General features: G+C 39.2%; 14 protein-coding genes and 1 tRNA gene. 7 read left to right on the forward strand and 8 right to left on the reverse strand.

The features are described from left to right. Positions 1-301: 301 nt before the first annotated feature. Together AC1F2U_RS32575 and AC1F2U_RS32580 are read right to left on the reverse strand one after the other, a co-directional pair. Positions 302-5,728: a trifunctional serine/threonine-protein kinase/ATP-binding protein/sensor histidine kinase gene (locus AC1F2U_RS32575; RefSeq protein WP_480264902.1), complete on the reverse strand. Its 5,427-nt coding sequence runs from the start codon at positions 5,726-5,728 to the stop codon at positions 302-304. Between the two features lie 185 nt (positions 5,729-5,913). Beyond that, the gene (locus AC1F2U_RS32580; protein ID WP_480264903.1) at positions 5,914-6,450 is read right to left on the reverse strand and encodes a nucleotidyltransferase family protein; all 537 of its coding nucleotides are present in this window, start codon (positions 6,448-6,450) and stop codon (positions 5,914-5,916) included. A 313-nt stretch (positions 6,451-6,763) separates the two neighbouring features. On the opposite strand from AC1F2U_RS32580, the gene AC1F2U_RS32585 reads away from it, so the two are divergent. The 3 genes from AC1F2U_RS32585 to cobO all read left to right on the forward strand — a co-directional run bounded on the left by AC1F2U_RS32585 (position 6,764) and on the right by cobO (position 8,775). Further along, positions 6,764-7,231, forward strand: coding sequence for a hypothetical protein (locus tag AC1F2U_RS32585; protein ID WP_480264904.1), 468 nt, complete (start codon positions 6,764-6,766; stop codon positions 7,229-7,231). Positions 7,232-7,301: 70 nt separating this feature from the next. Further along, complete coding sequence (locus tag AC1F2U_RS32590) at positions 7,302-7,757, forward strand: GFA family protein (RefSeq protein ID WP_480264905.1); 456 nt, start codon at positions 7,302-7,304, stop codon at positions 7,755-7,757. A gap of 340 nt (positions 7,758-8,097) precedes the next feature. Next, positions 8,098-8,775, forward strand: coding sequence for a cob(I)yrinic acid a,c-diamide adenosyltransferase (cobO, locus tag AC1F2U_RS32595; RefSeq protein ID WP_335052223.1), 678 nt, complete (start codon positions 8,098-8,100; stop codon positions 8,773-8,775). A 470-nt stretch (positions 8,776-9,245) separates the two neighbouring features. Here the strand turns inward: cobO and AC1F2U_RS32600 are convergent, their stop codons facing one another. Next, positions 9,246-9,983, reverse strand: a complete 738-nt coding sequence (locus AC1F2U_RS32600) for a peptidoglycan-binding domain-containing protein (protein WP_480264906.1) — start codon at positions 9,981-9,983, stop codon at positions 9,246-9,248. A 504-nt stretch (positions 9,984-10,487) separates the two neighbouring features. Next, positions 10,488-10,685, reverse strand: coding sequence for a DUF2283 domain-containing protein (locus AC1F2U_RS32605; RefSeq protein WP_480264907.1), 198 nt, complete (start codon positions 10,683-10,685; stop codon positions 10,488-10,490). A 646-nt stretch (positions 10,686-11,331) separates the two neighbouring features. Between AC1F2U_RS32605 and AC1F2U_RS32610 the strand changes: the two genes are divergently transcribed. Both AC1F2U_RS32610 and AC1F2U_RS32615 read left to right on the forward strand, forming a co-directional pair. Next, a complete protein-coding gene (locus AC1F2U_RS32610) occupies positions 11,332-15,318 on the forward strand; it encodes a magnesium chelatase subunit H (RefSeq protein WP_480264908.1) in 3,987 nt (1,328 codons plus the stop codon). Positions 15,319-15,400: 82 nt separating this feature from the next. Continuing rightward, positions 15,401-16,357, forward strand: coding sequence for an MrcB family domain-containing protein (locus AC1F2U_RS32615; RefSeq protein ID WP_480264909.1), 957 nt, complete (start codon positions 15,401-15,403; stop codon positions 16,355-16,357). Between the two features lie 30 nt (positions 16,358-16,387). Here AC1F2U_RS32615 and AC1F2U_RS32620 read toward each other — a convergent pair whose 3' ends face one another. The 3 genes from AC1F2U_RS32620 to AC1F2U_RS32630 all read right to left on the reverse strand — a co-directional run bounded on the left by AC1F2U_RS32620 (position 16,388) and on the right by AC1F2U_RS32630 (position 17,237). After that, positions 16,388-16,522, reverse strand: a complete 135-nt coding sequence (locus AC1F2U_RS32620) for a hypothetical protein (protein WP_480264910.1) — start codon at positions 16,520-16,522, stop codon at positions 16,388-16,390. A gap of 78 nt (positions 16,523-16,600) precedes the next feature. Beyond that, positions 16,601-17,029 carry an aspartyl protease family protein gene (locus AC1F2U_RS32625; RefSeq protein WP_480264911.1) on the reverse strand — a complete coding sequence of 143 codons (429 nt, stop codon included), beginning with the start codon at positions 17,027-17,029 and terminating at the stop codon, positions 16,601-16,603. Continuing rightward, entirely contained in the window at positions 17,022-17,237 is a 216-nt protein-coding gene (locus tag AC1F2U_RS32630) for a hypothetical protein (RefSeq protein ID WP_190891621.1), read from the reverse strand. Before AC1F2U_RS32630 ends, AC1F2U_RS32625 begins: the two co-directional genes overlap by 8 nt. Before the next feature lie 438 nt (positions 17,238-17,675). Here AC1F2U_RS32630 and AC1F2U_RS32635 point away from each other — a divergent pair, with 438 nt between their 5' ends. After that, entirely contained in the window at positions 17,676-18,251 is a 576-nt protein-coding gene (locus AC1F2U_RS32635; RefSeq protein WP_480264912.1) for a Uma2 family endonuclease, read from the forward strand. 410 nt (positions 18,252-18,661) lie between these two features. Here the strand turns inward: AC1F2U_RS32635 and murA are convergent, their stop codons facing one another. Beyond that, positions 18,662-20,029 (reverse strand): UDP-N-acetylglucosamine 1-carboxyvinyltransferase, encoded by a 1,368-nt coding sequence (gene murA, locus AC1F2U_RS32640; protein ID WP_480264920.1) that lies wholly within the window; start codon positions 20,027-20,029, stop codon positions 18,662-18,664. Between the two features lie 406 nt (positions 20,030-20,435). Here murA and AC1F2U_RS32645 point away from each other — a divergent pair. Continuing rightward, a tRNA-Leu gene (locus AC1F2U_RS32645) sits at positions 20,436-20,516 on the forward strand. Positions 20,517-20,526 lie beyond the last annotated feature (10 nt).

Below are 20,526 nucleotides of genomic sequence, written 5' to 3' on the forward strand. Positions count from 1 at the left end.
AAGGTTACAGACCAAGAGCTTGATACTATCGCAATCGAACGAAATTCTTTTCATGGTGAGTGGAACTATATTATCAAACCCAAAGTAGTCAGTTAATTGTTCAAGTTATTTTTACATAACTCCTAAGAATACTGAAAACCGTCCGCACCCATGCCGAAAGTTAAAAAACAAAACGCAACGCATACTTTCTATCCCACCTTCCGCACCCCAACTGTCACACATCAACAAAAAGCGGACAGAGTAGTACACAGTAACTAAGCTATATTCAAATTTTAACAGACTTAATGAGAACAAGTGGTACTTATTTTCCCAAAATGGGAATAGAAATTATAAATTGTGTCCCTTCTCCCAAAACTGATTCACAAGTCAAATTTCCACCATGATTTTCAAGTATAATTTGCCGACTAATAGATAATCCTAATCCCGTACCTTTTCCTACACATTTGGTAGTAAATAAATTCTCAAAAATACAGGATTTAACTTCTTCTGTCATTCCTTTGGCATTATCTTGAATCTTAATTACTACATTTTCGTTATCTACTTCTAGATTAGTTTCAATAGTAATAATATTAGGATATTTTTCTTGAATTTCTAAAAAATTACGGTCGATGTTTGCTTCTTCTAAAGCATCAATTGCATTTGCAATAATATTCATAAACACCTGATTCAATTGTCCCAAATAGCATTTTACTGATGGGATATCTGCATAGTGCTTCATAATTTTAATTGCTGGACGATTATGATCGGCTTTTAGACGATGTTGTAAAATCATCAAAGTACTATCAATACCTTCATGGATATTAGCTAATACTTTAGAGGTAGTATCAGCACGAGAAAAAGTACGGAGAGAGGTACTAATATTACGAATGCGCTGTGTCCCCACTGTCATACCATCAATCATTTTAGGTAAATCTTTTAGCAGAAAATCTATATCTATTTCTTGGGCTTTTTCTTCAATTTCAGCACCAGGATTGGGGAATTTTTCTCGGTACAGTTGTAAATAGCCTATTAAATCTTTAACAATATCTTTTGCTTGGGCAATACTACCTGTGATAAAACCAATAGGGTTATTTATTTCGTGTGCTACACCTGCAACTAAATTACCCAGAGAAGACATTTTTTCACTTTGGATAAGTTGTAGTTGCGCCTCTTGTAAATCTTTTATCGATTGCTCTAATTCTTTAGATTTCTCTTGTGCCCTTGCGTACAAGCTAGCATTTTCTATGGCAATAGCCATTTGAGAAACTAAGACTTTTAATACCTCTACCCTTTCTGGAACAAAAGCCCCTGATGATAACTGGTTTTCTAAATAAATAATACCAGTAAGCTGCGATTGATACATAATCGGCAAACAAAAGATTGATTTGGTTTGAGATTTTTGGATATAGATATCAAAATTAAAAGGCTCCGTAATTATTGCATCATTTAATACAATATATTGCTGGGTTCGGAGAACATAATTAATTACAGACAGCGGTAAATCTTGATAGGTTTCAACAGGAATAGAACGTAAAACCGTCACTACATCGTCAGTAGCATTTCCAGAAGCTTCAATATACAGGTGATTATTTTTAAGTAGGAGTAGTGCTGCTTTTTGTGCGGCAGCATTTTCTAGTAAAATTTGGATCAGCTTACCCAATAAATTTTCTAAAACAATTTCATTAGTAATCGCTTGTGAAAACTTGATGAATGCATTGAAATCTAGAAAATCACTCAAACTGCTATTGGTAGTAGTGTTAGTGGTAATATGAGTTGTATCAATTTTTGAACTAGTGTTTTCTATGGTAGTAGTTTGTCCTACTAGAAAAACATACTTTGATTCTAAGTGTTTAACTTTAGCGATCGCACCCCAACGAATATAGGCATAATAGGCTTTAGTTATATAAGTTTGATGAATTAATTCTTTACCTAAAGATTGATAGAATTTTCCAGCTAACTCATAGGCTAAAGCTTCTTCTTGGAGAAAACCGTTTGCTTGAGATTTGGCAATCGAGTTTTCATAATAGTCCATTGCTTCAAGCTTTTGACCCAAAACTTGATACCGTTCTGCCTCGACGAGATAAAATCTGTGTAAGTGATTTGTGGGAGCATGAGTAGCCCAAAGTTCCATCTTTTGCTGATTAACTTGGACTTTTTCTAGAATAGCTTGCTTCTCAGACTCTTTAGCAGTATGATAAATTGCTAAGTAGGCTAAAGAATCGTAAAAATAAAACACTGGAACAACAAATAAGCCTGTAACACCACCTAAAGAGTTTTCTGCGATCGCAGCATTTTCTACAGCTTTAAAATACTCCCCAAATATGTAAGAGAGCATTAGCTTATTAACAAATAAATGGTTAATTGTGTAAAGGTCATTTACTTGCTGATGAATTGGCAGCATAACTTGCTCGTTGTAGGCTTCTCCAATTAAACAGTCCGCATTTTCAAAAGTTCCTTTCAAGTTCAGAACTGTTTGCAAATACACTGAGTTCCAAGTGAAAGCTACTTGTTGATTGATTTTTTTCAGCGAATCACAATAAGCTATCAATTCTTTTTCTAGAATCCAAAGTTCTTTACCCAGCCAAAATGAATGATAGGGATAAATGTAACCACAATAACCAGCATATTCTAAATCTCCAGTTTCCAGACCACTAGAATATCCTGATATTGATGATGTTAATGTCTCTCTAACATGCTCTTTCCAATGCATAACATGGGCACTAACAACCGTCAAAATCTTAGCCTTAAGTTCTTCAGCATTAAATTGTGACACCAGGCGTGAAGCTAATTTTCCAAATTTATAGCCAGAATCAATTTCTCCTTGAACTCCACAAAGAAGTAATCCATAAAGACTATAACCATAAGCAGATACAGCTGTATTCCCATAGTTTAAGGACAAATTGACCATTTTACAGACAATAATTGGCATCATTGCCGGAGCAGTTTGAAAAGCCGCTGGTAGAACTCCCATTAAGATTCTCATGGCTGCAATCTTGTTAGGATCGGTCATTAATGGTAAGTTAATTAAATCTGCGATCGCTTTACCCTTCAAAGAAGCAGCGATTTCATCCATTCCCTGCTGAATATCAGTTGATGTCGGTTCGTCTGGAAAATTTATTCCTAACAATTGCAGAATTGATACTGCTATTTTAATGGCTTCCAGTTGTTTGCTTTGAATGATAGAAGCGATAATTTGTACTTCATAGACTTTCACTTTATCTAAAAGAATTTTCGCTTTTTGCTGCACCACCTCAGCCCATTTTTGCATCTGCTCAAAATCACCACCCAAATAGGCTGCTTCTGCGGCTCCTTCATATAAACCGATGGTTAAGGTATATTCCGTTTGCCAAGCGTCTATATTTAACAGTTCTATCCCATTTGTGAAGTATTTAAAAGCAGCTTCGTAAGCTGTAGAAGCTTTAGCTTTTCGTCCTGCAATTAAATTTAATCGTGCCAATTCAGTTTTTTTAGATTGCTCTATCAGGTTAACAATACCTACATTTAACTGATTAACGATATCAAAAATATTAGCTTCTATTTCCTCTTTAGGTATATTTTGAAGAAGCAATTGCCCAATTCTCAAGTGAGTAGATTTCTTGAGTTCTTCTGGAATTAAGGAATATGCTGCTTGCTGTACTCTGTCATGCAAGAACTTGTAACCCACCCGTGAAGTGTCGAAATTTAAATTAACCGCTTCTTCTTGATTAAAAACTAAAGGAATGCGGTAAGCTTCACTTAAAGGCAGAATTAATCCCGCTTGCAAAGCCGAGTGTAAATCATTCGCTGTCAAAGAAGGTGATTTTTCATTGACTATCGATAAAACATCCAAACTAAATCTGTCACCCACGCAAGCTGCTAATTTTAAAACATCTTGGGTGAACTGTGGTAGTTTTTCAACTCGGCTGGCAACTAACTCAACTACATTTTTATCGGTAATTCCAATTGCTTGAATATCCTCTATACTCCATTGCCATTTAGCATTAGTAAAATCAAATATTAACAGTTTCTCTTGATGAAGTGCTTGAATTAGTTGTGTGATGAAAAATGGGTTTCCACCTGTTTTGTTACAAATTAACTCAGCTAATTTAATAATTTCTTTGTTAAAGGCTCTAGTTTCTTCATTCTGGTTAATCTCTGTTTTCTGGAGAGTTTCGGTAACTAGCTGAGTTACATTATCTAAATTTAAAGGTTTCAATACAAGATTATTAACAAACGTGCCACTACTTTTAATTTCTTCTATCTTTTGGATTAAAGGATGTGCGGAACTAACTTCATTATCTCTATATGCACCAATAAATAAAAAATATTTGCTATAGCTATCAGTTATAAGTAATTGAATTAGATTTAAAGTAGCTGAATCTGCCCATTGTAAATCATCTAAAAATATGACTAATGGGTGTTCTTTTTGAGTAAAAACTTGGATAAATTCTTTAAAAACATGATTGAAACGATTTTGTGATTCTGTGGCCCCAATTTGGGCAACTTCCGGCTGTGTACCAATAATTAATTCTACTTCTGGAATTACATCAGTAATAACTTTTCCATTTGCTCCTAAAGCTGATAATATTTTACTACGCCATATTTCTATTTTTTCATTATTCTCGGTCAGCAAATACCGCATTAAATATGCAAAGGCTTGAATTAAAGAAGCATAGGGTATATTTCGCTTTAACTGGTCAAATTTACCAGAAATAAAGTACCCTTGTCTGCGAGTAATTGGTTTATTAACTTCGTTGACTAAAACTGATTTGCCAATCCCAGAATAACCAGAAACTAGCATCATTTCACTAGTTCCAGATGTAATTCGTTCAAATGCAGCTAAAAGTTCATTAACTTGTTCTTCACGACCATATAATTTTTGAGGAATTAATAACTGGCTCAATATATCTAAACGACCTGGCACAAAATCATTAATGATTCCCTTGCTTTCTAACTGCTTGAGACATAATTCTAAATCTGCTAATAATCCTGTAGCACTTTGATATCTTTCTTCCGCATTTTTTGCCATCAACTTCATCACAATTTCAGAAATAGCGGTAGGAATTTGTGAATTAAATAATTGTGGGTTTCTCGCTTGCACTGCAATGTGACTATAAACTATTTCGAGGGGATCTTGGCTAACAAATGGTGTTTTCTCAGTGAGCATTTCATATAAAGTCACACCAAGGGAATAAAAGTCAGTACGATAATCAAGAATGCGATTCATTCTCCCAGTTTGTTCAGGAGACATATAGGCAAGTGTGCCTTCAACGCAGTTAGGGTTATTAAATTGGGGATTTTCCTTATTAAGACGGGAGGCGATACCAAAGTCAGCGAGTTTAACAATACCTGTCTGGGAGTTAATTATGATGTTATTAGGTTTGATATCTTTATGAATAATCTGATTTTTATGCAAATAATCTAAAGCTTTGGTCAGTTGAATAGCAATCTTTAAATGGTTAATTAAATCAAGTTTTTTTGTTTGGAGCAGTTGAGATAAAGACTGACCACCAAAGTCTTCTAACAATAATCCCAGCCGATTTTCAAAGGTTTCTAGACTGATAGCTTTAACTATATTGGGATGGTCTAAACCTTGCTGAATTTGATACTCATTTTTAAGACGAGTAAAGGCTTCAAGAGTCGGATATTCATTTTTAAGCAGCTTGATGATAACTCGCTGTTGCGTCTTTGGCGTTTGTGCTTGATAAATAATTGTTTGGATTCCTTCGTGGAGAATCGAGTTTATTTGGTATCCAGTAAGATTTGGCATTGATTTTTGACTATAAAGTTATAAAATTAGAATCGTCCCTGTTCTATCGTGAAAGGGATACTAGTTTAATTATTCCCAGTACGTAGAAAATTATTAACATTGCGCTTCAGTATCCAAGGATTGTAAATTAAAAAGCGACTATTTCCTGGTAACGAAAACTAGCGGCTAAAATCTGACTGTAACTTTTATGCCAACCGCAGATAAGGACACTTCTGTAAAAATCCAGATGCTTTATTATGGGCATCTAAATTATGAGTATGCGTTGGCGTAGGTCGAATAATGCCACCAAATAGGTCATCTAACCCGTAGGGTGTGAAAAATTGCCATTGTCTTTGAGTATCTAGTCGAACTCCTACAGCGGTAGCGGTGTGCAGCCAATCTGTGATGCCATCCTCTGTACTAGTATAAGGTCTGCTACCAAGCCGCCAGCGAGCAAAACTGGCTTGATTTTTGACATCAAACTCGTCATCAGGAAATTTTTCTGTGAGAGTCGCCTTTGCTGCTAGTTCTTGGGAACGGTTTCCCTCTATATCAAAGAATGCAATATCAAAATCTTTAATACCTAACCCACAGTTATTGCCAAAAATTGAAGACCAAACGGTGTTTCGGACTGCACCTCCGGCTAACCACCAGTTAGGTAGATTTAGTTTAGCGATCGCAGGTAATACTGTATCAATACGTGTATCAGCTAAAATCATCTGTAGGCGAGTGTTACTATTCATATCAAATTCCTGGGATTGTCAAGTAGAAGATGAAAATATTATCATTCGCATTTCATTAAATTTACGGTGTTGATAGTCCTGTTGTGACACTTTGCAGTCCAATGTAGACCGGGAGAACTTCTGTAGTCATAGTATAAAGAAAACAGGTTACACAGAAGGTTAAATTGTGAATTTAGAATTTAGAATTTTTATTTATGGAAGATTTATTTGCGCGACTAGAACGCATACTCAATCCTGAACTGCCTTCCTTAACAGAGTCACAACAAAAACTCCTACAAGACTCAGTATTGATGAAAATCAACCCGGTACGATTTTGCATGACTTTCAAACTCTGATAGATTTCTTACAACCAAACGGAGTGGAAGTTAGTAGTATTAATAACCTTTTACGGCTAAAAGTCCTATCAGAAGTTAATTCTCAATTAATTCACCCAATTGAAACTAAACTCAAACGCCCCGTACAGAAATCATACCCCTACATTAATGGACTATATCTGTTATTACGCAGTTCTGGAATAGCCCAAATTAAATCCCAAGGTAAGAAGCAGGTTTTAGCTTTAGACGCCGCAACTTTGCAATCATGGTCAAGCCTCAATCTAACAGAACGCTATTTCAACTTATTAGAAGCTTGGTTGATTTGGGGAAATAATGAAGTTTTGGGCGAACATCAAGATTCATTAGGGAATTTATTTAGATGTATTCAACTTTGGCCCCGCGTCCCAGTTCAAGGTTTAAAATTCCCTAAATATATTCATGTCCAAATGTCTTTTATTTGTGTTTAATCAAACCCGCGTTATACTGAAATAGTTTTAGTTACAATAAAGCAATACAAATTGTTAGGAGATAAAACCTGTGAGTCTTCCATATACTGGAGGTTGTCAATGCGGACAGATTCGTTATGAAATTCATGCCGAACCATTAACCCTTTACCTATGTCATTGCAAGGAGTGTCAGAAACAATCTTCTAGTGCTTTTGGAATGTCTCTTACAGTATTACGAGATGCTATTGTAATTGTTCAGGGAAAACCGAAAGCTTGGACTCGGAAAAATGATAGCGGACGTGAAGTAAATAACCTGTTTTGTGGCGACTGCGGAACGCGATTGTTCCATGAACGGACTTACAATTCAAATACTATCAATGTCAAAGCTGGAACCTTAGATAATACAAGTTGGTTACGCCCAGTGGGTAATATTTGGACACGCAGTGCCCAGTCATGGGTGATAATTTCAGACCAATTGCTCAACTATGACGGTCAACCAGAGGATACGCAGCCTTTATGGGAAAAATGGAAACAACAACATCCATAGATGCATAACTTATGATATTAGACATCATACTTATGATACTTAAAGTATCTAACTCATCACTGTACTAAAGAAGATAATAATAAAATTTTACTGGTAAAATGCTTTAATGAACATATTAGATTATTTAAAACAGTAATAGTAAACTCAAATTCTAAGTTCAGGTTGTGTATCATATATAGTTCCACTTGTCTGCAAATCATTAATAAAGCTAACACACTATTAATATTTCACATGAAAGCTTACTGGACATTTTCAATCAAGTAATGTAAGTGAAATTGGATAAGCAAGGCGATTTTGGTTCATTTTCAACACTTTTAACAGTTATTTCTAGACAAGCTTGATGAAACACGATACACCAAAAGAATTGAACCCAGACCAAGAAATTGGGCGCTTAATTGATGAGGTAATGTCTTCATCTCTGACTGATGAACAGTACCGTAAAAAAATGCAGCGACGCAAAGAAGTGCAAGACAAGCGCATAGCAGAAGCTGTACCAGAAAAAGGGTTAATTATTGTAAATACTGGTAACGGTAAGGGTAAAACCACTGCGGCTTTGGGGATGGTGTTGCGATCGCTCGGTCATGGGTATAAAGTAGCGATTATCCAATTCATCAAAGGTAGCTGGGAACCTTCCGAAAAAAGGGTTTTCAGCTATTGGGAAGACCAGATAGAATTTCACGCAATGGGCGAAGGTTTTACCTGGGAAACTCAAGACCGCGATCGCGATCTTGACAAAGCTAGCGCTGCCTGGGAAAAATCGTTAGAATACATCCGCAACCCCGACTTTCATCTAGTGTTGTTAGACGAAATCAATATCGCCCTCAAAATGGCTTACTTACCAGTAGAAGACGTTTTAGCAGGTTTGGCACAAAAACCCGCTAACAAACACGTTATTCTCACAGGTAGAGGCGCACCACCTGCTTTAATTGAGCGTGCTGACTTAGTAACTGAAATGACTCTAGTTAAGCACCCTTTCCGCGATCAAGGTGTGAAAGCACAACCGGGAATTGAATATTAAATCAGAATTCACAATTCAGAACTCAGAATTTTGAATTGTTAAAAAACCAGATTTCCGACTCAGCAGAGATCGAAAACCTGGTTTTTAATTCTCGTATGTCATACCAATTTGAAAAAAGAATGCAACACATAGATAGTAGATATCACCAACCCTGTCCTTACTAACGCTCTTCTATGACTCTGGATAGACAATAATCCAAACGATTAGAAATCGCGGCTACACAAACAAAGTCCGCCTGCGCAGACTAACGCCAAAATAGGGTTTCAAATTTAATCTGACGAGAGTAATAAAAGAGCGCTAAAGCGCGCGCGTCAGCGTGGGTGGGCTTATCTGTCGTAAACATTTTTTGAATTGGTATCAGATGTGGAAAAGCAGATTTCAAGTTGATGAGGTACACAAGCTAAGTCTGTTATCCAGGTAGAAAATGTGTTTTACTTTTGAATTCTGAATTCTGCTGTAAGTCCCATTTGTTACTTCTTATTCCAAAGACTTAAAAATGCTTGAGAGATGGCTGGGGTCATCTGACTTTGTAAGTGATTTAGTGCATCACGATGGTTTGCATTATTGTCATCATAATAAGTAAACACATTCGTCAACTTGACAATCTCAGGATTTTGATCGTTTGTCCCCCTCCATTTGTTAGTAACTTTGTGTAAAACGTCCTTGGGTAGATTTTGTTGTAAGTTATTTAACGCTGCAATGTAAGAAGGATTTTGAGGATTTTTTTTGAATTGAAAGCATAAATCTATCAGCTTGACTTGTGACTGGGGCTGGGGCTTATCTGTGAGACTAGATTGCTGTAGAATTTGACGCTGTTCAATAGTAGCAATACCATTTTCAGTTAAACCCTGAGATTTCTGAAATTTTTTGACTGCTGTATAAGTAGCTGGCCCATAAAAAGGCTTGTCTGGAGGAATTTCAGCATTGGTTGCAAAACCGTGAAACTTCAATCTGTTTTGAAGCCCTTTGACTGTTTCTTCCATTACAGTTCGAGTCTCTGCATCAGCATTACCATTAACCACAAGTTTTTGTGAGTACTGTTTCTGAAACTTTTTAATCGCTTCTTCAGTGGGATCGTCTGTCAAGGAGTTGTTATTCCGCTTCCAGGGAGCAAATTTCGTGAGATCCGGCTTAGGATCGATCTCAGGAGCTAAATATCCCAATCCGATCAATATGTGACGGATGACTTCAGGGCTACTAACGGCCATGCTTTTTGGTTCCTTTGCGATTAAACTACCATTTAATGTATCTTGTTTTACAAAAATTAGGTAAGTAGAAATAAAGAAATCTAACATTTCTTGTTTGCAAGGCGTTCCGAAGGTAAGCGATGTATGACGACAAGCTGCAACTCTTTGAGACGTTAGACGTATGCGACTACAGATAGTAAAAAAGAAAGAGATGCGATCGCTTATTCTCAACTATTAATGATACTACGTGTTAAGGGGACACATCTGTGCGCCCCTACTGTAGCCACTGCAAATTTATGAAAATTAATGTGGTGGAGTACTAGCTAACTGGCTGTTTAGCATTGACAATATATATATCGCATTAATTATCTGTGTCACAGGTTAGACTGTCGAGCAAGTTCAACAATTACAGGTTCAAACGAAGGATAATCAAGCTGAGTGACATAAAAGGCAGGGAACCCAACCCTTACAAATGCATCCATAGCCTTCTTTTTGTAAATTGGTATAATACATCTCCAACCTCTATTATGTAGAAATCGAATACTCTAGAGAACGTGGATTCTCGATTTTTTTGGAAGCGTCTAATATTTCTAGGGCGATAATATTTCCATCTTCGTCGTAATCTAAAATTACCCCTGGCTTTTCTTCGTCACTATCTTCTATGGGTACATCACTCAAGATAATTCTTAATATATCTACTTCTGGGTCACAGGTAATTTTCATATTTCTCTCCAGTATTTTTCAATCTTACTAGTTTTATACACGGTTATTACAACTGCTGGGTCAATATCATCTACTACGATAACGCGCAGCAAGAATGTTAAGTAGAAAGACCAATTCTAAGAGAAAACCTCAACAATTATTTGAATGAAGTAAAAGATTCATTACTAAATGATAAAGAAAATCAGTGAATAAATTCCATGATGGAATTTTGGATACTTTAAATAGCAAGCCAATATTAGCTAAATAAAAGTTACTTGTTCGTCAGCAGATACCAAGTTTCTGTTGTTTTTTGTTTGGTATAATCCGCAATTACATAATTGAAGGCTGCCTATGCTGACTAAATATTTTTTAGTCAGCATAGGCAAGTTTTGTAAATGCTATATAATTGCTTGATAGTTATTTAGTTATTAAAATGTAACAATAATTTTACAAATAAATGAGCCAACACTTTTATACAAAGTCAACAATTACGAAGAAATATTTCGTTTTTTATATCGATTTGTGTCATATAGGGGATAAAATGCCTACTGGGCAAGCGTTTTCTGATAAAAAACAGATATTGCCTAAAAGATCGCAAGTTACCTGTGGCTGATGATGCCGCTAGGTACTTCCTTCAGAGAACACGCATCAAAGGAGCCGAAGAAGCATGTTCACACACGTCAAGTCCACCATTAGACACATTGCGCCTGATAACTTACGCGGACGTAGTTTAATCAAGGTGGTCTATGTCGTGCTTGAGTCCCAGTACCAGAGTGCTTTGTCGCAAGCAGTTCGCACGATTAACGCGAACAATCCCAACTTGGCGATTGAAATCAGCGGGTACTTGATTGAGGAACTCCGCGACCCAGAGAATTACGAAGAGTTCAAACGAGAAATCGAGAGTGCGAATATCTTCATCGCTTCCCTCATTTTCATCGAAGACTTAGCACAGAAAGTAGTAGCAGCAGTAGAACCGCACCGCGATCGCTTGGACGTTTCCGTTGTCTTTCCCTCGATGCCAGAGGTAATGCGCCTGAGTAAAATGGGTAGCTTTTCCTTGGCACAGTTGGGTCAGTCAAAAAGTGCGATCGCCCAATTCATGCGAAAACGCAAAGAAAAATCCGGTGCGGGATTCCAAGATGGGATGCTGAAGCTTTTGCGAACCCTACCGCAAGTGCTGAAATTCCTACCTATGGATAAGGCACAGGATGCTCGAAATTTCATGCTCAGTTTTCAGTATTGGCTAGGTGGTTCTCCAGAAAACCTGGAAAACTTCTTGCTGATGCTAGCTGATAAATATGTATTTAAAGGTTTAGAAAAACAGAATTTTGCACCTTCTACATACGAACAGCCGGTGGTTTATCCCGATCTAGGGATTTGGCATCCTTTGGCTCCCAGTATGTTTGAAGATGTCAGAGAGTACCTCAATTGGTATACAGCTCGTAAGGATATTTCTAGCGATCTCAAAGATCCCCTAGCTCCTTGTGTCGGGTTAGTATTGCAACGTACCCACCTAGTTACAGGGGATGATGCCCATTATGTGGCAATGGTGCAGGAGTTGGAAGCATTAGGCGCACGGGTACTACCTGTGTTTGCTGGTGGTTTGGACTTCTCCAAGCCTGTAGATGCTTACTTCTATGAACCGACTACTAACGTCCAGTTGGTAGATGCAGTGATATCGCTGACTGGTTTTGCTTTAGTGGGTGGGCCAGCCAGACAAGATCATCCCAAGGCAATTGAGTCACTCAAACGCTTAAACCGTCCTTATATGGTGGCGCTACCCTTAGTATTCCAAACCACAGAAGAGTGGATGGATAGCGATTTAGGGTTACATCCAATTCAAGTAGCTTTGCAAATTGCAATTCCTGAATTGGATGGAGCAATTGAGCCGATTATATTATCGGGTAGAGATGGAACTACAGGGAAAGCGATCGCACTGCGCGATCGGGTTGAAGCTGTCGCCGAACGCGCCTTAAAATGGGCGAACCTCCGCCGCAAGCCGAAGCTGGATAAAAAAGTCGCCATCACCGTTTTTAGTTTCCCACCAGATAAAGGCAACGTCGGAACCGCAGCGTACTTGGATGTATTCGGCTCCATCTACGAGGTGATGAAAGCGCTCAAGAATAACGGCTACGACTTACCAGAATTGCCAGAATCCGCCGAAGCGTTGATGCAAGAAGTCATCCATGACGCTCAAGCGCAGTACAACAGCCCAGAACTGAACGTTGCTTACAAAATGTCGGTTCCTGAGTATGAGGCGCTGACACCCTACTCTCAACGCCTAGAGGAAAACTGGGGCCCACCTCCCGGACATCTCAACAGCGATGGGCAAAACCTGTTAATTTATGGTAAGCAATTTGGTAACGTCTTCATCGGTGTCCAACCCACCTTTGGTTACGAAGGCGACCCAATGCGGCTGTTGTTCTCCCGTTCAGCTAGTCCTCACCACGGTTTTGCTGCCTACTACACTTACCTAGAGCAAGTTTGGAAAGCTGACGCTGTACTGCACTTTGGTACACATGGTTCCTTGGAATTCATGCCAGGTAAACAGATGGGGATGTCTGGCGATTGTTATCCAGATAACTTGATTGGCTCAATTCCCAACCTGTATTACTACGCAGCGAATAATCCAAGTGAAGCGACAATTGCTAAACGTCGGAGTTATGCCGAAACAATTTCTTACTTGACACCGCCAGCAGAAAATGCTGGGTTGTATAAAGGTTTGAAGGAACTCAGCGAATTAATTGCTTCCTACCAAACCTTAAAAGATAGCGGACGCGGTGTTTCGATTGTCAACAGCATCATGGATAAATGCCGGATCGTGAATCTGGATAAGGATATTAACCTGCCAGAAACCGATGCCAGAGACATGAGTACCGACGATCGCGATAATATTGTTGGCAACGTCTACCGCAAGTTGATGGAAATCGAGTCTCGGTTGTTGCCTTGTGGGTTGCACGTCATTGGGAAACCGCCAAGTGCAGAAGAAGCGATCGCAACTCTCGTCAATATTGCCAGTCTAGATCGTCAAGAAGAAGGACTTCAAGGCTTACCGGGAATTATCGCCAATAGCATTGGGCGTAACATTGACGATATTTATCAAAATAGCGATCGAGGCATTTTAGAAGATGTCCAGTTATTGCAAGATATCACCTTGGCAACCCGTGCAGCAGTTACCGCCCTTGTCCAAGAGCAAATCGACGCCGAAGGACGAGTTTCTCTGGTTTCCCGGTTGAATTTCTTCAACATGGGCAAAAAGGAACCTTGGGTAGAAGCATTGCATAAACTCGGTTATCCCAAAGTCGATGGCGCAGCCCTAAAACCATTATTTGAATATTTGGAATTCTGTCTGCAACAAGTTTGTGCCGACAACGAACTAGGGGCATTACTCAGAGGTTTAGAAGGTGAGTACATCTTACCCGGCCCTGGTGGCGATCCCATCCGCAACCCGGATGTATTGCCCACAGGTAAGAATATCCATGCTTTAGATCCGCAATCCATCCCAACAACAGCAGCAGTTCAATCAGCCAAAATTGTCGTAGACAGGCTTTTGGCACGCAACAAGGCAGAAAACGAAGGAAAATGGCCAGAAACCATCGCCTGCGTCCTTTGGGGAACCGATAACATCAAAACTTACGGTGAATCCCTAGCGCAAATCATGTGGATGGTGGGCGTGCGTCCAGTTCCCGATGCCTTGGGACGTGTGAACAAGTTGGAATTGATATCTCTAGAAGAGTTGGGACGCCCCAGAATAGATGTAGTAATCAACTGTTCTGGCGTATTCCGCGACTTGTTCATCAACCAAATGAACCTGCTAGACCAAGGGGTGAAGATGGCAGCTGAGGCAGATGAACCCTTAGAAATGAACTTTGTTCGCAAACACGCTTTGCAACAAGCCCAAGATATGGGGATTAATCTGCGTCAAGCAGCGACGCGCGTTTTCTCCAACGCTTCTGGTTCCTACTCGTCAAATATCAACTTGGCAGTAGAAAACAGCACTTGGGATAGCGAAGCCGAGTTGCAGGAAATGTATCTCAACCGGAAATCCTTCTCCTTCAATTCCGATAACCCCGGAATCATGGACGAATCCCGGCAGATTTTTGAAAGTACATTGAAAACTGCTGATGCAACTTTCCAAAATCTGGATTCTTCCGAGATTAGCTTAACGGACGTTTCCCACTACTTCGACTCAGATCCCACTAAGCTGGTGGCAAGTCTGCGGGGTGATGGTAAAAAACCAGCATCTTATATTGCAGATACAACCACAGCTAACGCCCAAGTGCGGACATTATCAGAAACCGTGCGTTTGGATGCGCGTACCAAATTATTAAATCCCAAATGGTACGAGGGGATGCTGTCTCACGGTTACGAAGGTGTGCGCGAACTCTCCAAACGGTTGGTGAATACAACAGGTTGGAGTGCGACAGCCGGCGCTGTGGATAACTGGATTTATGAGGATAGTAACGAAACCTTCATCAAAGATGAAGAAATGCAGAAACGGTTGTTGAACCTTAATCCCCATTCTTTCCGCAAGATTGTATCAACGTTGTTGGAAGTTAATGGACGCGGTTATTGGGAGACTAGCGAGGATAATTTAGATCGTCTGCGCGAGTTGTACCAAGAGGTTGAAGACCGAATTGAAGGGATAGAATAGGATTACATGGGCAGGCATAATGCCTGCCTTAATATTTCAATCTAAATTGATAAAAATTTATGATCTAATTGAATAAACATAAATGCTCAAACAAACTATTGAAAAATTATTATATGAATATCCAATAGTAAACCAACAACAATTCAAAAATCATGATTTTCCAAGATATTTAAAAAATGATGTTCCAAAATTGTTAGATAATTCTCTAAACCTTTCTGAAATATACAGTATACAAGCTTCAGCAGGAAATGGCTCATGGGCAAATATTCCTTGGATAGCTGTTTTTAATAAACTGGTCACAGAAAGTGTGAGATTCGGATTTTTCCTTGTTTATTTGTTTCAGGCAGATTGTTCTGGTGTTTATCTATCTTTGAATCAAGGTACAGCATCTTTGAAAAAAAACTATGGACTTGGAGGTGCAAAAGATATATTACGAGAAAGAGCAAAAACTTTTAGGACAATTATATCAACCGACATCAGTATTAAATATTCTGAAAATATTGATCTTAAGCTTGAAGCAATTCCTAAAGAGACTACCGCTCGAAGGTTAGGTCAAGCATACCATGCCGGTAATATACTAGCTGTTTATTATCCAAAAACTGGTTTGCCAGACTCAGATAAACTAGTCAATGATTTGTTATTTTTTATCAAAATTTATGAACAATTGATCGAAAATCAACCTTTAGATACTCAGGATAATGAATTAGATTCTGAAGAAGTTTGGTTTGAAGATTTAACAAAGTATAAAATCCATAAAAGGGTAGAAAGAAATCAAGCTTTGTGTAATAAAGCTAAAGAAATACATGGATATATATGCAAAGCTTGTGGTTTTGATTTTGAGATGAAATATGGTGATATAGGCAAGAATTACATAGAAGCTCATCATATAGTACCGATTGCAACTCTAGAAAAAACGAAAGTTCAGCTAAACCCTTCAACTGACTTTACTGTTTTATGTTCTAATTGTCACCGCATAATACACAGAATAAAACCTATACCAACACTAGAAGAGTTTAAAAATATAATCAAAATTGATTAGTCAAGGCAGAAATGGAATTAGGTTGTCCAACTACTGAACTGAAACAGCGTTTAATATCTGCCTAATTGATGATAATAACAAGTGCGATCGCACCTCTCTTCCACAACAGGCGATCGCTTTGTTTTTGAGTGTTTCTACAAGGCGATGGCGTTCACTCTTCCACAATGGCCGATTACATTATTTTTGAGGTTTTCTGTAATGCGATCGCTCTTTACAATGACCCCCACCAAAGGTTTCAGTCCACTACTCTAAGGCTAACGATTTAGGGCTGATCTCAAACTGTAAATGGCAACGGTAGAAACAAACATCAAATTCCATAAAGAAGTTAACTTGCCCCAAAATCAGAGGTACGTTTGTAGCCTGTGTCCATGCAAATACAAGTTGTACAGGTTCAAATTGTCCAACTACTGCCTGAAGAACCACGACACGCGCCTCGTATTGAGCTAAATTACCTGTCAAACTCAATGCAGTTGTCTGCTGCTCCCACACATACCCAAGCTCAACTCCTACTGAATAAGGAAGCACATTTACGCTTGCTCCAGTATCCAACAGACCGAATTTGATCGCAGAACTTTGCTGGTAGATCAAAGTAAGGGGTAGATAGGGGCGGAAACTGGCTTCGCCCAATGCAACATCAATCGGGATAAAGGAATACCGTTGTGCGTTACGCATGGTCTTGAGTTTTAGCAGCTTGTAGCACTTTTAACATGGTATCTGCGGCTTCAACTGCATCATAAGGCGACCACACAGGATAAGACTGATCGGGCTTAATCAGCTCGGTTTCCTGTTGGGCTAACTCTGAGATTAAAACCTGCATAATGTAAAACTTATCTGCTCGACTAAGTTCTCGCAAAGTAGAGATTAATTCTGCTGAAACCATGCAAAGCACTCCAGTAAATCAAGTCTGCTTCTCGATCATAGATTATTCGTTTGGTTTCACTGCGATCGCCTCAAGCTACAACTAGAATAATCACGTCTGCCAGGTGAGACAATTCAAGCAGCTAATAATGCGATCGCACACTCTTACACAACTGCCGATCGCTTAGTTTTTGAGGTTTTCTGCAAGGCGTAGGCATAGTCCGTCGTAGACATCGCTTATCTTTCTATACAGACGCTCTGCTACAATGCAATCATAGATTCAGCGATCGCTTTTGGGAATGTGGAAAGGTGTGTTAGCGTAGCTCACCGTAGGTATAGGCTATAGTGCAATTGTCTGTATTATATATCATAAGTAAGTAAGAAGAATAGATGAAGAGGATAGAATAGTTTGTAGGCTAGGCATCTTTCCTGCCTTAATCTTTCCATCTGGAATATCATCATGAATGCTTTAACGGTCAACCTTCAATCAGTATTAGAACTGACAGATGAGCAATTTTTTAATCTATGTCAGGCAAACCGTGACTTGAGGTTTGAACGCACTGCAACCGGAGAATTAATTATCATGCCACCAACCGGGGGAGAAACCGGAAATCGTAATGGTAGGCTAAATCAACAATTATTTAATTGGTCAGATACCGATTTAACTGGCATCGCTTTTGATTCTTCTACTTGTTTTAAATTACCTAATGGTGCAGATCGTTCACCTGATGCTTCTTGGATAAAGTTAGAACGATGGGATGCTTTAACTGAAGAAGAAAAACAAAAGTTTCCCCCCATTTCTCCTGATTTTGTAATTGAGTTACTTTCGCCAAATGATAGTTTGAAAATTGCTCAGGAAAAGATGAGAGAATACATAGATAATGGTGTGCGTTTGGGTTGGTTAATTAACCGCAAATCTCGGCAAGTAGAGATTTATCGGCGAGACCAAGAGGTTGAGTTTTTGGAATCGCCTATTACTTTGTTAGGAGAAGATGTTTTACAGGGGTTTATTTTAAACCTTGAGGCGATTTGGTAACTCAAATAACCAATGTATTACAAAGCAATAAAAGTAATTAATAAAACGTATCAGTATTATACCTAAAGGGATAGGTATAATTTGTGAGGAATTTAAATACAAAAAGACCAGCCTCCCACAGCTGGTCTAAAAAATGTTTTTGCGTTGTCTTCTCAAGAGAGTTAAAACCCAATTACGCGTTCCCAAAATGCAACGGGCAACTTTTCTTAACAATATTGTAACAGCCAACACAGATTTTTCCAGAATATTCATCAAAAAAAGATATGGGCAAAACTTAAAAGCCTCTATCTATCAGGATAATTCAGCAGATCGCAAGGTATAGATGGGAGAGATAAAGGCAGGCAAGGGAGAAAATTTTACCTTATCTACCTTATTCTTCTTATCCCCGCGTCAGTCTCAACCGATCGATTTCAACTTGACAGGCTACTAATGCTGGGAGCGATTTCTGCATCTGTTGGTGTTTCGCCCACGCGGAGGATTTTAGCCCCCAATTGTTGCAACTTCATATCAAGTCGATCGTAGCCGCGATCGAGGTGCTGTAAACCCTGAATTGTGGTTTGTCCTTCTGCTGCTAGTCCGGCGATGACTAACGCTGCCGATGCTCGTAAGTCTGTACCTAATACTGGTGCGCCAGATAATTTTGGTACTCCCCGAACGAAAGCAGCATTGCCTTTGACACGAATATCTGCCCCCAAACGATTCAACTCAGAGGCATGACGCAAGCGATTTTCAAAGACGGATTCGTTAATTACGCTGTCGCCTTCTGCCACTGCCAGCAAAGCCATGAATGGCGCTTGCATATCTGTGGGAAAACCTGGATGGTATTGAGTTTCAATATCCGTTGCCTTAAGGCTTTCCGCTGGCAGAATATGTAAGTGGTCAGGCTTTTCTTCAATTATTGTCACTCCAATATCTCGCAGCTTGGCAATTACTGGGATGAGATGTTCTGGAGCCACTGGCGAGAGAATAAGTTCTGAGCGGGTAATTGCTGCTGCCAGCAAAAACGTCCCAGCCTCAATGCGATCGGGAATAATGCTGTAGTCAACAGAATGCAACTTGGGGACTCCTTCGATAATAATTCTGCTAGTCCCCGCGCCCTTAATTTTCGCTCCCATTGCGTTACAGAAGTTAGCTAGATCGACTACTTCCGGTTCTCTGGCAGCATTTTCGATGATCGTTTCACCCTCTGCTAGGGTAGCCGCCATCATCAAATTTTCCGTCGCTCCAACACTGGCAATGTCTAAGTAAATCTTCGCACCTTTTAATCTCCGGCTGCTGCCAGGGACGTAGGCATTACAAATGCCATGCTCAATTTGTACTTCCGCTCCCATTGCTTGCAGTCCTCGAACATGCAAGTCAACTGGTCTTGCCCCAATCGCACAACCGCCTGGTAAAGGCATCTGTGCTACTCCCAGTCTTGCCAAAATGGCTCCAATGGCGAAAAAACTCGCTCTCAACTGGGTAACTAATTCGTAGGGAGCTTTTGATGTTTTAATCTCGCTAGCGTTGATGTCTAAAATGTCGCCTTGTCGCGTTAATTGCACACCCAAAGCTGATAACACCTGACCCATCCGCTCTACGTCCGCTAATAAAGGGACATTGCGGATACGACAATCACCCGGACATAGCAAGGCTCCAGCCATGATTACCAGTGCTGAATTTTTTGCCCCGCTAATTTTCACATGACCCCGCAAAGGATGCCCACCCCAAATTTGCAAGACTGAGGAGTCTGCTTCTGGAGTAATTTTGGCATCTGGTAAGATGGTAGAAGGATTAATAAGCCTACCTCCAAAAGTAATACGTATTTTATATGTTTGAAGTTGGTTTTGATTCTACAGTAAAGATTCAAAATGTCCACGTTTTAAAGCACTGTTTGGTATAAAAAAATTGATTTTTGAGTGAAAATGCAAGCTGTAAACAAGCAATAGCAGGCTTTTTGAGAGTTTTAAAAATTTTCAAAAAAGAATCAATAAGCAGTAGTTTTAAGCAAAATTAAATACTCAGTAAAATAACTTAAGTATTCTCTAAAAATCAATGCTGTACTGTCGAGTTAATATTTTGATTCGACCTTGTACCTGAAAAACTCGTTTCCAGTTAGAAACTTTTAAGTGGGCATTATGCTTTTACTTGACAAAGGTAGAACATAACGCAATAATAAGAAATTGTCGATAAGCACAAATGCCAGCGGAACTGGCGGAATGGCAGACGCGCTAGATTCAGGTTCTAGTGCCGCAAGGCTTCCGGGTTCAAGTCCCGGGTTCCGCATACTATCTAA

This window comes from Nostoc sp. LEGE 12454 (assembly GCF_056620565.1).

Coding starts and splice junctions, on each gene's coding strand:
- AC1F2U_RS32575 (WP_480264902.1), bottom strand. CDS start 5,728: ATGCCAAATCTTACTGGATACCAAATAAACTCGATTCTCCACGAAGGA.
- AC1F2U_RS32580 (WP_480264903.1), bottom strand. CDS start 6,450: ATGAATAGTAACACTCGCCTACAGATGATTTTAGCTGATACACGTATT.
- cobO (WP_335052223.1), top strand. CDS start 8,098: ATGAAACACGATACACCAAAAGAATTGAACCCAGACCAAGAAATTGGG.
- AC1F2U_RS32600 (WP_480264906.1), bottom strand. CDS start 9,983: ATGGCCGTTAGTAGCCCTGAAGTCATCCGTCACATATTGATCGGATTG.
- AC1F2U_RS32605 (WP_480264907.1), bottom strand. CDS start 10,685: ATGAAAATTACCTGTGACCCAGAAGTAGATATATTAAGAATTATCTTG.
- AC1F2U_RS32610 (WP_480264908.1), top strand. CDS start 11,332: ATGTTCACACACGTCAAGTCCACCATTAGACACATTGCGCCTGATAAC.
- AC1F2U_RS32615 (WP_480264909.1), top strand. CDS start 15,401: ATGCTCAAACAAACTATTGAAAAATTATTATATGAATATCCAATAGTA.
- AC1F2U_RS32625 (WP_480264911.1), bottom strand. CDS start 17,029: ATGCGTAACGCACAACGGTATTCCTTTATCCCGATTGATGTTGCATTG.
- AC1F2U_RS32630 (WP_190891621.1), bottom strand. CDS start 17,237: ATGGTTTCAGCAGAATTAATCTCTACTTTGCGAGAACTTAGTCGAGCA.
- AC1F2U_RS32635 (WP_480264912.1), top strand. CDS start 17,676: ATGAATGCTTTAACGGTCAACCTTCAATCAGTATTAGAACTGACAGAT.